This is a genomic window from Martinezella sp. CNPSo 3964 (assembly GCF_057784375.1).
Window position 1 is genome coordinate 310,704 of record NZ_JBXSOW010000007.1, and the last position, 12,998, is coordinate 323,701.

Sequence of the window (12,998 nt, forward strand, 5' to 3'; positions counted from 1 at the left end):
GAATCCTGTGAATTGCGGCCGTATCTAGCGACTCAAAGGCCTAATTGCAATTGACCTGCGGCTTTCGAGCGCAAACTATTGCCGCATGACCATTCACACCGACACTCGCCCGCCCCTGAACCTCATCCGCTTGCCGCACGGCGAAGGCCTTGAGCTGCCAGCCTACCAGACCAGGGGCGCTGCCGGCATGGACCTGCGCGCAGCGGTCGATGATGGCGCAACGCTGACGATCCTTCCCGGCAAGCGGGAACTCGTTCCCACCGGCTTCATCTTCGAGATTCCGGAAGGCTACGAGGGCCAAGTCCGCCCGCGCTCCGGCCTTGCGTATAAGCACGGCATCACCTGCCTGAACTCGCCCGGCACGGTGGACAGCGATTACCGCGGCGAAGTGAAGGTGCTACTGATCAACCTCGGCGAAGAGCTCTTCGAAATCACTCGCGGCATGCGCATCGCGCAGATGGTCATTGCTCCCTCAATCCAGGCCCGCATCTTCGAGACGACCGAAGTGAGCGAGACCATACGCGGAGCAGGCGGTTTCGGCTCGACCGGCGTGTGATGCCAGGGCCAGCGCATGACCTGACCCTGCGTCAGGACTACTTCGGTGATCCCACCACCTGGATGGGGCTCGTCGACTTGCTGCAGGATACCTTCTCGATCGACATCAGCTTGCAGGCCCAGTTCGGCGGCCCTGATCCCACAAGCATGCCGTTCGGCTATTTTGATGACGACGGCCGTTGCGTCGCCAATTTCAGCGCTTTCTTGATGCCCATGATCGTCAACGGCCAGCTGGTGAAGGCAGCGGGATACCAGTCCGGCGCCGTGCGGCCGGAATGGCGCGGGCGCGGCCTCTATCGCGATCTCATGCAGCGCGCCTTTGCCCGAACCGCGGCCGAAGGCTACGAACTCGATCTCCTGCTCACCGACAAGCCGGCGCTCTATGAGCGTTACGGCTTTCGCATCCTGCCGCAGCATATCTCCGTCGCGCGAATTCCGAAGCTCCAGAAATCCGATTTGACTGCCCGGCAGCTCTCCCTGGAAGCGCCTGAAGATCTGCGGCTGATCAAGAGGCTTCTACAGGAGCGGCAGCCGGTCTCCGCCCGATTTGCCGTTATCAGGCAGATGGAGATGTTTCTGCTGAATGCCTCTTTCAATTCCGCGATCCGCCTGACGGCACTTGCGAACGACACGGTCATCGCGTGGACGTTTGACGGCGCCACTTTCTGGCTTCTCGATGTCGTGGGGCCAGCCATCCCCTCACTGGCAACCATACTGTCAGCACTTGAGGTCGAACCCGAGCGTATCGAGATCTGCTTTTCTCCGGATCGCCTGGATTGCGAGGTATCGCTGGAGCCTTATGAGGGTTACACGATGCTGATGGTGCGCGGCAAAGCTGCAGACGATATTGCCGGGCCGCTCATGCTTTCGCCGATGGCGGAATTCTAGAGCCGTCAAGCGGCTCTGGCTTATTGGATTGCGCAATTCCCAACGGAAACCGCTGCGCACTTTTCCTGGAATTGCTCTAGTGCGAAAGCGGCGGCAGCCGGCGCTTGACCGGCGTCGCCTTGATCATCGACGTGTTCGTCTCGGCCCGTTCGGTGATCTTGTCGAGAATGCCGTCGAGCTCACCCATGGAGCGCACCACCAGCCGGCCAATGAAGCAATCGTCGCCGGTAACCTTGTCGCATTCGATGAACTCCGGCGTCTCCTGAATGATCCGCTCGACGACATGCAGCTGGCCGGGCAGAGGCCGGATGCGAACGATCGCCTGCAGCGGATAGCCGATCGCCTCCGGCGCGATATCGACGGTGAAGGCTGAAATGATGCCCCGCTCCTCCAGCCGCCGCAGCCGTTCCGCCGCGCTTGGCGACGACAGGCCGGCTGCTTCCGCAAGCTCTTTCAAGGATATCCGAGCATTGCGCGCCAGCGCCTCGAGCATCCGCTGGTCGGTATCATCGAGATTCAAGGCCGCATTAGGAACACCCATGTCAAAACCTCGTTTAATTAGGTAAATGCGCAAGATTGCCTTATTAAACTTATATCACCTGCCCCTGGCCCGCAATATGATTGGTTCCGATAGATGGGAGCCAAGGTGATGAACGAGATAAAACGCGGCACAGTGGAAATGACGGCAGCGATGCTGATTTCAGGCACGATCGGCTGGTTCGTGCTGATGTCCGGACAAGCCGTGACCGGGGTCGTCTTCTGGCGCTGCTTCTTCGGCGCACTGACGTTGCTCGTCATCTGCGCGGCCATGGGCCTGCTGCGTCCCGGCATTCTGAATCTCAAGACCTTTTCCATCGCCGTTGGAGGCGGGATCGCCATTGTCCTCAACTGGCTGCTGCTCTTCGCCGCCTATTCCCACGCTTCCATTTCCATCGCCACGACGGTCTACAACACGCAGCCCTTCATGCTACTCGGGCTTGGCGCATTGTTTCTCGGCGAACGGATCACCTTCACCAAGCTCTTCTGGCTGGGCCTCGCCTTTGCCGGCATGGCTGTCATTGTCGAAGGCAAACCGACCGAAGCTGCCGGCTCGGGAAGCTATGCGATCGGCATCCTGCTGTCATTGGGCGCGGCATTCTTCTATGCGCTGGCGGCGATCGCTGCCAAATGGCTGAAGGGCACGCCACCGCATCTGATCGCGCTGATCCAGGTCTCGACGGGTATCCTGATGCTGGTGCCCTTCACCAATTTCTCGGCCACACCCCAGGATATCGGCGGATGGTCGATCCTCGTCACCATGGGCGTCGTCCATACCGGATTGATGTATGTGCTGCTTTACGGCGCCATCCAGAAGCTGCCAACGCACCTGACCGGGGCGCTCTCCTTCGTCTATCCGATCGCCGCCATCGTGGTCGATCGCTTCGCCTTCGGCCATGTCCTTGGTGCCACACAAATCATCGGCGCGATCATCATTCTCGGGGCTGCGGCCGGCATGAACCTGGGCTGGACGATCCCCCTGCCCCGGAATAGAAACGATCATCTTTCCAAGGGGACCGCCGAATGATCACCTGCTACCTGCGCTACGTCATCGACCCTTACAAGCTTGCCCAGTTCGAGCATTACGCCAAGCTCTGGATCCCGCTGGTCAACAAAATGGGCGGCACGCATCACGGCTATTTCATGCCGCATGAGGGCGCCAACAACATCGCATTGGCGCTCTTCAGCTTCCCGAGCCTTACCGCCTATGAGGAATATCGGCTGAAAATACCCGAAGATGCGGAATGCCAGGCCGCCCTTGCCTATGGCGAGGAAACGCGTTGCATCATCAGCTACGAGCGCAGCTTCATGCGCCCGGTGTTCTAAGAATTATTTAGCCGGCTGCAGACAAGTCTGCGGCTGGCCATCGAGGCCTTCCGCCATCTTCTCGAAGGTCGCTGCCGATGTGGCCTTGTTCCCGCCGATACGCAACACATAGAGGCTGTCGAAATCCTTGCCATGCCATTTCGGCACGGCCTTCTCGTCACCGCCATTGTCGCTCATCAGCTGGCGAGCGAGATCGACGATCTGCTTGTGCTCCCACGCAACGAAAATCAGCTTGCCGGCATAGGCCGGTTTCTTCAGCTCGGATTTCAGATCGTCGATATCCTCATAGCCGAAGCTGGTATCAACAGGCATGCCAAGGGCGATTGCCGTGGGTTCGATGGTCGCGAGCGGCCGGATATAATCGTAGGAAGTGCCGGAATCCTTCTTTCGCTTCGATGGATCAGGCGCGAAGATCGCCGCCGGCTTGCCGAAGAGTTTTGTCAGCACCGGTGGCAAAGCGAGCGCCCGGTTAAGCCCCTGGCAACTCAATTGGCCAAGACCGGCCTCGGGCTTTTCGCCATGACGCATGAAGACGATCGTCTGCGTGCCCGTCTCCGCCGCCGAAGCGACGCTCCAGAACGATGCTAATGCCAAAAGGCTGGCAGCGAGCGGCAGCGAAATGCTCCGCATCAACGCTGCGCTTCGAACGCCATGCGCACGGCGAGCCCGGCCAGCACCGTGCCCATCAGCCAGCGCTGCACCAGCGCGAAGGACGGGCGGCGGGTGAGGAACATCGCGATCCAGCCAGCGCTCAGCGCGAAGATGGCATTGAATGTCACGCTGATGACGATCTGCGCAAAGCCGAGAACGAGCGACTGGGTGAAGACGCTGCCGGCGGCGGGGTCGATGAACTGCGGCAGCAGCGACAAGTAAAGGATCGCAACCTTCGGGTTCAAGAGGCTGGTCACCAGCCCCATGGTGAAGAGCCGGCGCGTGCTATCCTTCGGTAGTTCGCGCACCTGAAAGGCGGAACGGCCGCCCGGCTTCAGCGCATTCCAGGCAAGCCAGGCGAGATAGGCGGCACCCGCGAGCCGCAGCGCATCATAGGCGAAGGGAACGGCAAAGACGAAAGCCGTGATGCCGAGCGCGGCCGAGAACATGTAGAAGAGGAAGCCGCAGGCGACGCCGCCGAGCGAGATCAGGCCCGCCGCCGGCCCCTGCGAGATCGATCGCGACACCAGGTAGATCATATTCGGCCCGGGTGTCAGCACCATGCCGAGAGCGATCAGGGCAAAGGCGATCATACTGGTCAAATGCGGCATAGAGCCTCCGGCGGGGAAAGGGCTTCAGAAGGAAATTTCGGTAGATGCGACCAGCTTGATTTCATGCGGCCCGGCATCGAAACCGTCAAGCAGCATATTGTGATGGGTGACAATGTCTTCGAAGCTCAGCCGGCCCATATCCGCCGTGGTGTGTCCGTCTGATATCAGCGTCACATCGAAGCCCAGCGAAACGGCACGCCGCACGGTCGTATCGACGCAGAACTGCGTCATGCAGCCGCCGACGATGAGATGAGTGACGCCACGGCCCTTGAGCCTAGCCTCCAGATCCGTCTCGAAAAAGGAATCGCAGCTTGTCTTATGCACGACGACATCGCCGGCTTCGGGCGCGATTTCCCGGCGCAGCTGCCAGCCCTCGCTGCGCTTGACCAGCCGATGCCCCGGCGCGCCGTCATGCTGGACGATAAAGGCCGGAATGCCGGCGGCACGGGCGCTGTGCTTCAGCGCCGCAAGCTTGGCGATAACAGTCTCGAGCGCGGCATCGATGGCCGGCTGACGATCCGGCGAGCCGAGGCCTGTCAGGATGGAGTTCTGAAGATCGATGAGGAGCAATGCGGAAGACATGATATCCTTGGGCAAAGCAGTTTCGACGCGTCGCTAACGCCTTGGTAATATGTTCGCAGCATCGGCGCAATCGCTTGAAAACGTAGAAGTGGTGCGATAGAGCCAATACCATTCCAGGAGGAAAGCTTCATGACGCTTGCGGCCCTGTTTGCCTATTGCGGCGCGCTCTTCATCGCCGCCGCCATCCCCGGCCCGGGCATTACGGCGATCGTGGCGCGGGCGCTCGGCTCCGGCTTTCGCGAGACCTTCTTCATGGGCCTCGGGCTCGTGCTCGGCGACACCATCTACCTGACGGCCGTGATCCTTGGCCTCGCCTTCGTGGCGCAGACCTTCACCGAGGTCTTCATCGTCATCAAGATCGCCGGTGCGCTCTATCTCGGCTATATCGCCTGGAAGCTCTGGACAGCGGGCCTGCTTGCGGCCGATATCGCGGCGAAGAAATCCAACAACGCCGGCATGTCCTTTCTCTCGGGCCTGCTCGTCACGCTCGGCAATCCCAAGACCATGCTTTTCTACGTCGCACTGGTGCCGACGCTGATCGATATCGGCAGCATCGGCCTGCGCGAATACGCGACCCTGGTGGCGGCGACTTTCGTCATTCTTCTGATCGTTCTCGTGCCTTATATGCTGCTGGCGTCGCGGGCGCGCACCTTTCTCAAGAAGCCGAGGGCGCTGCAAATCCTGAACCGGGTCGCTGCCAGCATTCTCGCCGCCACCGCCGCCTTCATCGCAGCGCGCGCCGCCTGAAAAAAACATCCCAAAAGAAGGCCTTTGGGAGATTCTTTTCTCACGTGGCTCGCGCGGGGAACGTGTGCACACTCTGGTTTCTGCGGGCGTTTGATCCTATTGTCATTGCATAATTCCAAACTAGGGAGAGCTACCCATGTCCGACACCCGCAAACCCGGCCGCGGCCGCGTCTATGCATCGATCACCGAGACCATCGGCGATACGCCGATCGTCCGCCTCGACAAGCTGGCGAAGGAGAAGGGCGTCAAGGCCAACCTCTTGGCAAAGCTCGAATTCTTCAATCCGATCGCCTCCGTCAAGGACCGTATCGGCGTCGCGATGATCGAGAGCTTGGAAGCCCAGGGCAAGATCGCTCCCGGCCGGACCGTGCTGATCGAGCCGACCTCAGGCAACACCGGCATCGCGCTCGCCTTTGCCGCCGCCGCCAAGGGCTATCGGCTGATCCTCACCATGCCGGAGACCATGTCGATCGAGCGTCGTAAGATGCTGGCGCTGCTCGGTGCCGAGCTGGTGCTGACCGAGGGACCGAAGGGCATGAAGGGCGCGATCGCCAAGGCCGAAGAACTGGCCTCGACCCTGCCGGATGCCATCATCCCGCAGCAGTTCGAGAATCCGGCCAATCCGGAAATCCACCGCAAGACGACGGCCGAGGAAATCTGGAACGATACCGACGGCAAGGTTGACATCTTCGTTTCCGGCATCGGCACGGGCGGCACGATCACCGGTGTCGGCCAGGTGCTGAAGGCCCGCAAGCCCGACATCAAGGTCATCGCCGTCGAGCCGACGGATTCGCCGGTTCTTTCGGGCGGCAATCCCGGCCCGCACAAGATCCAGGGCATCGGCGCCGGCTTCGCGCCGAAGATTCTCGATACGCATGTCTACGACGAGGTGGTCACCGTCAGCAATGACGAGGCCTTCCAGCAGGCGCGGCTCGTCGCCAAGCTCGAAGGCGTGCCGGTCGGCATTTCTTCCGGCGCGGCACTGACGGCGGCGATCAAGGTCGGCCAGCGCCCCGAGAACGAAGGCAAGACGATTGTTGTCATCATCCCGTCCTTCGCGGAGCGCTATCTCTCGACCGCACTATTCGAAGGACTTGGCGGCTGAACTTACGGCCGCAATCGATTGAGAAAAGGGGTGCTGCGGCGCCCCTTTTTATTTGGACGGTCTGGAGACGGCACCACGCCGCCTCGGTTTCGGACTTTCAGGCATGAGCGGCCAGCCGCTCGCCGGCGATGCGATAGGAAATGGCTTCGGCGAGGTGAATGCGCCCGACTGTGGGCTTATCGTCGAGGTCGGCAAGCGTTCGCGCCACCTTGAGGATGCGATGATAGCCGCGGGCGGAGAATTTCATCTTCTCGGCCGCATCGCGCAACAATTGGAGGCCGGCGGCATCCGGCTCGGCGATGGTTTCGATCATCGCCGTCGAGCAGCGGGCATTAGTGCTGACATCCTTCATGCCGGCCCGCTCGAAACGCTCCCGCTGCCGTTCACGGGCGCGGGCGACGCGGAGTGCGACATCGGCACTGCTCTCTGAGGCTGTCGGCCGGATGAGGTCGGCGGCGGAGACTGCCGGCACATCGATGCGGATATCGATGCGATCGAGCAACGGGCCGGAAATGCGGCCCTGATAGTCGCTGGCGCAACGCGGCCCGCGGGCGCAGGTGTGGCCCGGCTCGCCGGCCATGCCGCAGCGGCAAGGGTTCATTGCCGCGACAAGCTGGATGCCGGCCGGATAGGCGACGCGGTGGTTTGCTCTGGCGATAACGCATTCGCCGGTTTCCAGCGGCTGGCGCAGCGCATCGAGCGCCTGCGGCGAAAACTCCGGCAGCTCGTCAAGAAAAAGGATGCCATGATGGGCCAGCGATACCTCGCCCGGCCTCGCGCGCAGGCCGCCGCCGACGAGTGCCGCCATGGTGGCGGAATGATGCGGCGCGCGATAGGGCCGCCGATCCGAGAGCTTGCCGCCGGAAAGCTGGCCAGCGATCGAATGGATCATCGACACCTCCAGCAGCTCGTTCGTCGACAGTGGCGGCAGGATCGACGGCAGACGCGAGGCGAGCATCGACTTGCCGGAACCCGGCGGCCCGACGAAAAGCAGATTATGACCACCGGCCGCGGCCACTTCCAGGGCGCGCTTGGCGCTCTCCTGCCCCTTGATGTCGGCAAGATCCGGCAGGTTGGTCGCACCCGCGCGAACAGAGGGCTCCGGCCGTGACAGAACTTGCGTGCCGCGAAAATGATTGGCGAGCGCGATCAGGCTGCGCGGCGCCAGAATATCGATCTCCTTGCCGGCCCAGGCGGCCTCCGGCCCGCTTTCGGCCGGGCAGATCAACCCCTTGCCCATAGCATTGGCAGCGATCGCCGCGGGAAGCGCGCCGGCAACGGGCGCGATCGTGCCATCGAGATTGAGTTCGCCGATGACGGTGTAAGAGGACAGAGCGTCGGCCGGGATCGCGCCGAGCGCCGCCATCAGGCCGAGCGCGATGGCGAGATCGAAATGACTGCCCTCCTTCGGCAAGTCCGCCGGTGCGAGATTGACCGTGACCTTCTTCGGCGGCAAGGCGAGGCCGGAAGCGTGCAGTGCTGCCTGAACCCGCTCCCGGCTTTCCGCCACGGCCTTGTCCGGCAGGCCGACGATGTGCATCAGCACCTTGCCCGGCGCAATCATCACCTGCACTTCGACGGGTACGCCTTCAATCCCCTGAAACGCCACCGTGCTGACGCGCGCTACCATGCCCTATCCCCTATCGCCGAACCCGTTTGCCGTTACGTGCCCCGATCAGCAAACTTCGGGTTGCAATCTGGCATAAGACAAGGAATGAAACAAGAACAATGAACGAACAAAAGCTTCAGCCAGTCATATCGAAATCATCGAGATGACTGGCTGAATATTGTTGTTCAGCCGGGAAAGCGTGGTGGCAACCGCCGATCAGGCCCGCTTGGCTTCGATCGCATCCCAGAGCAGGCTGGCGATATCGGCACCGCCGAAGCGCTTGACTTCGCGGATGCCGGTCGGCGACGTGACGTTGATCTCGGTCATGTAGTCGCCGATGACGTCGATGCCGACGAGCAGGAAGCCGCGTTCCTTCAGGGCCGGTCCGATGCGGGCGCAGATTTCCTTCTCGCGCGCCGTCAGCTCTGTGGCTTCAGCGCGGCCACCGACATGCATGTTGGAGCGGGCGTCATGCTCGGCCGGGACACGATTGATCGCGCCGACGGCCTCGCCATCGACGAGGATGATGCGCTTGTCGCCCTTGCGCACGTCAGGCAGATATTGCTGAGCAATAAAGGGCTCGCGGAACAGCTGGCCGAACATTTCGAGCAGCGACGAAAGATTGCGGTCGTCGCGCGTCGAATGAAAGACGCCGGCGCCACCATTGCCGTAGAGCGGCTTCAGGATGATATCGCCCATCTCATCGCGGAAACTGCGGATTTCAGCCGGATCGCGGGTGATCAGCGTCTTCGGCATGAGATCGGCGAATTCGGTGACGAAAATCTTTTCCGGCGAGTTGCGCACCCAGGCCGGATCGTTGACGACGAGCGTCTTCGGGTGGATGCGCTCGAGCAGATGCGTCGAGGTAATGTAGGCCATGTCGAAGGGCGGATCCTGACGCAGCAGCACCACGTCCATGGTCGAGAGATCGACGCGCTCGGGCTCGCCGAGCTCGAAGTGATCGCCCTTCACATCACGCAGGATCATCGGCTCGACGGACGCATAGATCTTGCCATCGCGCATGCTCAGCCGCTCGGGCGTATAGTGGAAGAGCTTGTAGCCGCGGTTCTGCGCCTCGAGGCTCATGGCGAAGGTCGAGTCGCCCGCAATGTTGATGCTCTTCACATGGTCCATCTGGACCGCAACATTCTTGATACCAGCCATAGTCAGCCCTCGCTCGATTTGCGGACAGATGTAGGTCGGCCCGCCTGCAAACGCAACGGCTATTCAAGGGCTTCTGTCAAGGATGTCTTCGTGCGGAATGTCTTTCGTGAGGGCCGGCCGCGCTCAGGCGGCAAGGCCCTGCGTGTTGCCCTGCCGGACGAGGTTGCGCAGACGATAAGCCATCGTCAAAGGCTTCGGGAACGGCTTGCGCAAAAAGGCGACCTTGCGCAGATAGCGGTCGATGCGCCATGTCGCCCAGGTGCCGCCGGCAAAATAGGCGACATCACCGGCATGCAGCGTGCGCTCGACACCGTCTTCCGTGGTGATGTGAACCTCACCCTCAAGGATCATCACGGTTTCGTCCCAGCCGAAATACCAGCGGAATTCGCCTGCAGTGCAGTCCCACAGCGCGGTCATCGCGGCATCGTCCTGCCCGCGCGAATGCTCGGCAATGCGAGCGACCGGATCGCCCGACAATATCCAGGAGCGTTCGATCGGCGATGGCTTCATCTCCATCTCGTCGCTGGCGCCTGCCACGAAGTTCTTCGACGGCGGCATCGCGACGACGACCGGGGCGGCACGCGCGGCAAAGGCCGCCATGCTCGCCAACATCAGTTTCAAGACCATGCAATCCCCCAAATTCCATGCGCGTCTACGATCTCATCGCATGGAAGGGGTAACGGCGCGGTTCATGAAACCAAGCGCATTTTAACGATTGCAACGATCAGGCAGAGAAACCTTCGATTGTGCAGACGATCATGTCGTGATCGGAAAGCGGCTTGCCCTCTCCATTAAGGGAGGAAACGAGATGGCTTTCGCCGATCTTCAGTCCGCGAGTAATGAACCAGTCGAGCTTCATGGTGCGATCCGGGAAACGCGTGATCAGGCTCGGGCGCGTGCTTGTCTGATCGAGCGGGCCGCCATGGCACTCGAAGCCGCGGCCTTCGGCCATGGCAAACAGCGTATCGGTCGAGTAATCACCGCCGGTATGGTTGCCTGTGTTAAGATCGCCGCCGATCAGGATCGGCAGACCAGGCGCGAAGGCCTCGACCGCATCGATCAATGCCGCCAATTGCCGCTCGCGATAGGCGGCGGTGGCCACACTTTCGAGATGGACGGAAACCGCGACCATCGGACCAGCCTCCGTCTCGACGATGGCGCCGACGGCGCAGCGATCGCCGATACGCGGCTGCTCGTTGCTGTCGTTGAACCAGACGGCCTCGCCTGGCAGGCGGATCATGAACGCATCCTTGAGGGCGACCGAGGCCATCAGCGCATTGCCGTGGAAGCCCTTTTCGTTGAAATCATCGTGGCAGTAAGAACGCTCGATTTCCGAACCAAGGCTGAGCTCAAGGAATTCGACGCCATAGGCATGGTTCATGCCGAGTTCGCCGGCGACGATGCCTGTCGGGTCGCGCTGCTCGGTGCGGGCCATGCCCAGATCCATTTCCGACAGCAGGACAAGCGGCGCTCCGGTTTCCCGCAGCTTGGCGGCACTTTCCTCTGGAAACAGGCAGCGTTCGAGGTTCCAGGCAGCGACCGTAAACGGGAAGGACAAGGCCTTCACCTCAGCATCCGGCCCGCCGACACGCACCACATTCAGGCAGGCGAGCGACGAGAGCTTAGCGGCATGAACGCCCGGGGTCTTTTCGAGAGAGACGAAGCTCTTGCGCTCCTCTTGCGAAGGAACGGTGAAGGCAGAAACGGTGTTGCGGATCATGATAAGGCCTGTCGAAACGAAATGAGGGGCGCCGGCAGAGAAATCTCAGGCGCTGGTCGCCCGGCAATAGGCTGATTTTGTGACGGTGCTGTAACGCCTCAGTCAAAACGCATCGGGAAAATGCTGCGGCCAGCGGCCGGGCAGCATGGCGACGATGTCGTAGCGTTGCGAGAGACGGGCGAAATCCGGCTGGCGGGCGAGCCAGAGATCGCTTGCGGCACGGATTCGCCTCTGCGAAGAGACGGAAACGGCATCGATCGCCTCCTGCGCGCCGCGCCGCGACTTGACCTCGACGAAGACGGCGAGATCGCCCTTACGGGCGACGATATCGATTTCGCCGAGCTTGGTGCGGTGGCGGATCGCCACAATCCGATAGCCCTTGAGCATAAGAAAGGCGGCGGCGAGATATTCGGCGACATGGCCGCGCCGCCAGGCCTTTTGCCGCTTGAGCGTCTGGCCCGTCTCAAGCCTCGGATCAGGCATGGCGCTCCTTCATATCGAGCAGGCGCTGGTAAAGCTCCTTGCGCGGCAGGCCGGTGAGGCGCGCCGCTTCGGTCGCGGCCTTGGCTGTTGGCATCGTCCCTGAGAGATCGGCCAAAATGGCGTCGATATCGGCTTCAGCAGTTACGCTTTCTGCCGGCGGCCCGACGAGCCAGACGATCTCGCCCTTCACATTATCAACCGCGTCATAGAATGCGGCGAGTTCGGACAGCGTGCCGCGGCGGAACTCCTCGAAGGTCTTCGTCAGCTCGCGGCAGACGGCGCCGGCGCGCTCACCACCCAAGACATCGGCAGCGGCGGCAAGGGTGGCTGCGATGCGATGCGGCGATTCAAAGAAGATGAGGGTGGCGGGGACGCTTGCAAGTTCGGCCAGCCGATCGCGCCTGCCCTTGTCCTTGGCGGGCAGGAAGCCGGCAAAGAAGAAGGCGTCGTTCGGCAGGCCGGAGCCGACGAGGGCTGCGAGCGGCGCCGAAGCACCGGGAATGGGAACGACCTTGTAGCCCGCGTCAATCGCCTGCACCGCAAGCCGGTAGCCGGGATCGGAGACGAGCGGCGTGCCGGCATCGGAGACCAGCGCCACCGAGCGGCCGGCTTCCAACGCCTGCAGCAGTCGCGGGCCTGCCTCATCGGCATTGTGCTCGTGATAGGCATAGGGCTTGTTCTGGATGCCGTAGCGATCAAGCAGCACGCGGGTGACGCGGGTGTCCTCGCAGGCGAGCACGTCGGCGCCGGCGAGCGTTTCCAGCGCCCGCAGCGTGATATCGCCAAGATTGCCGATAGGGGTCGCGACGAGATAGAGCGCCGGTTCGAGGGGACGGGCTGGAATCTGGGTATTGTGCAGGCGGAAACTGCGTGTTCCGCCGCTCGATTGATCTTCGTTCATGCCGGTCCTGAATTCGCTTGGGATAAGCAGCCTTTATGGGCGAGGCGTGCGCCGACGGCAAGAGCGGTGCAATTCCTGTGGAGCATTGTTGACGAAATGTCGAATTGGCGCTTGGCAAT

Annotated in this window: 16 protein-coding genes; 6 read left to right on the forward strand and 10 right to left on the reverse strand. The window is 61.8% G+C overall.

Annotated elements, in window-relative coordinates:
* The first annotated feature begins 85 nt into the window (after positions 1-85).
* Positions 86-556 carry a dUTP diphosphatase gene (dut, locus tag AC13Q5_RS22680; RefSeq protein ID WP_488503219.1) on the forward strand — a complete coding sequence of 157 codons (471 nt, stop codon included), beginning with the start codon at positions 86-88 and terminating at the stop codon, positions 554-556.
* Positions 556-1,443, forward strand: coding sequence for a GNAT family N-acetyltransferase (locus AC13Q5_RS22685; RefSeq protein ID WP_488503220.1), 888 nt, complete (start codon positions 556-558; stop codon positions 1,441-1,443). The genes dut and AC13Q5_RS22685 overlap by 1 nt, the downstream gene beginning before the upstream one ends.
* A gap of 76 nt (positions 1,444-1,519) precedes the next feature.
* On the opposite strand, the gene AC13Q5_RS22690 is transcribed toward AC13Q5_RS22685, so the two are convergent.
* Positions 1,520-1,984 (reverse strand): Lrp/AsnC family transcriptional regulator, encoded by a 465-nt coding sequence (locus AC13Q5_RS22690; RefSeq protein ID WP_075856605.1) that lies wholly within the window; start codon positions 1,982-1,984, stop codon positions 1,520-1,522.
* Positions 1,985-2,092: 108 nt separating this feature from the next.
* Between AC13Q5_RS22690 and AC13Q5_RS22695 the strand changes: the two genes are divergently transcribed.
* Together AC13Q5_RS22695 and AC13Q5_RS22700 are read left to right on the forward strand one after the other, a co-directional pair.
* Positions 2,093-3,007, forward strand: coding sequence for a DMT family transporter (locus AC13Q5_RS22695; protein ID WP_075856606.1), 915 nt, complete (start codon positions 2,093-2,095; stop codon positions 3,005-3,007).
* Positions 3,004-3,306, forward strand: coding sequence for an NIPSNAP family protein (locus tag AC13Q5_RS22700; RefSeq protein ID WP_075856607.1), 303 nt, complete (start codon positions 3,004-3,006; stop codon positions 3,304-3,306). Before AC13Q5_RS22695 ends, AC13Q5_RS22700 begins: the two co-directional genes overlap by 4 nt.
* 3 nt (positions 3,307-3,309) lie before the next feature.
* On the opposite strand, the gene AC13Q5_RS22705 is transcribed toward AC13Q5_RS22700, so the two are convergent.
* From AC13Q5_RS22705 to AC13Q5_RS22715, 3 genes are read right to left on the reverse strand one after another with little or no spacing between them, the layout of a single operon-like run.
* Positions 3,310-3,936, reverse strand: a complete 627-nt coding sequence (locus AC13Q5_RS22705) for a hypothetical protein (protein ID WP_457881052.1) — start codon at positions 3,934-3,936, stop codon at positions 3,310-3,312.
* Positions 3,936-4,568, reverse strand: coding sequence for a LysE family translocator (locus AC13Q5_RS22710; RefSeq protein ID WP_075856609.1), 633 nt, complete (start codon positions 4,566-4,568; stop codon positions 3,936-3,938). Before AC13Q5_RS22710 ends, AC13Q5_RS22705 begins: the two co-directional genes overlap by 1 nt.
* 24 nt (positions 4,569-4,592) lie before the next feature.
* A complete protein-coding gene (locus AC13Q5_RS22715) occupies positions 4,593-5,150 on the reverse strand; it encodes a cysteine hydrolase family protein (protein WP_488503221.1) in 558 nt (185 codons plus the stop codon).
* Positions 5,151-5,279: 129 nt separating this feature from the next.
* Here AC13Q5_RS22715 and AC13Q5_RS22720 point away from each other — a divergent pair, with 129 nt between their 5' ends.
* Positions 5,280-5,897: a LysE family translocator gene (locus AC13Q5_RS22720; RefSeq protein WP_075856610.1), complete on the forward strand. Its 618-nt coding sequence runs from the start codon at positions 5,280-5,282 to the stop codon at positions 5,895-5,897.
* 136 nt (positions 5,898-6,033) lie between these two features.
* Positions 6,034-7,002 carry a cysteine synthase A gene (cysK, locus tag AC13Q5_RS22725; protein ID WP_075856611.1) on the forward strand — a complete coding sequence of 323 codons (969 nt, stop codon included), beginning with the start codon at positions 6,034-6,036 and terminating at the stop codon, positions 7,000-7,002.
* A 97-nt stretch (positions 7,003-7,099) separates the two neighbouring features.
* On the opposite strand, the gene AC13Q5_RS22730 is transcribed toward cysK, so the two are convergent.
* The 6 genes from AC13Q5_RS22730 to rsmI all read right to left on the reverse strand — a co-directional run bounded on the left by AC13Q5_RS22730 (position 7,100) and on the right by rsmI (position 12,879).
* The gene (locus AC13Q5_RS22730) at positions 7,100-8,632 is read right to left on the reverse strand and encodes a YifB family Mg chelatase-like AAA ATPase (RefSeq protein ID WP_488503222.1); all 1,533 of its coding nucleotides are present in this window, start codon (positions 8,630-8,632) and stop codon (positions 7,100-7,102) included.
* A gap of 195 nt (positions 8,633-8,827) precedes the next feature.
* Positions 8,828-9,775, reverse strand: a complete 948-nt coding sequence (gene gshB, locus AC13Q5_RS22735; RefSeq protein WP_075856613.1) for a glutathione synthase — start codon at positions 9,773-9,775, stop codon at positions 8,828-8,830.
* A gap of 123 nt (positions 9,776-9,898) precedes the next feature.
* Positions 9,899-10,402 (reverse strand): cupin domain-containing protein, encoded by a 504-nt coding sequence (locus AC13Q5_RS22740; protein WP_075856614.1) that lies wholly within the window; start codon positions 10,400-10,402, stop codon positions 9,899-9,901.
* A gap of 97 nt (positions 10,403-10,499) precedes the next feature.
* Positions 10,500-11,495 (reverse strand): endonuclease, encoded by a 996-nt coding sequence (locus AC13Q5_RS22745; RefSeq protein ID WP_488503223.1) that lies wholly within the window; start codon positions 11,493-11,495, stop codon positions 10,500-10,502.
* A 102-nt stretch (positions 11,496-11,597) separates the two neighbouring features.
* Complete coding sequence (locus AC13Q5_RS22750) at positions 11,598-11,978, reverse strand: YraN family protein (RefSeq protein WP_075856616.1); 381 nt, start codon at positions 11,976-11,978, stop codon at positions 11,598-11,600.
* The gene (gene rsmI / locus AC13Q5_RS22755) at positions 11,971-12,879 is read right to left on the reverse strand and encodes a 16S rRNA (cytidine(1402)-2'-O)-methyltransferase (protein WP_075856617.1); all 909 of its coding nucleotides are present in this window, start codon (positions 12,877-12,879) and stop codon (positions 11,971-11,973) included. The genes AC13Q5_RS22750 and rsmI overlap by 8 nt, the downstream gene beginning before the upstream one ends.
* Positions 12,880-12,998 lie beyond the last annotated feature (119 nt).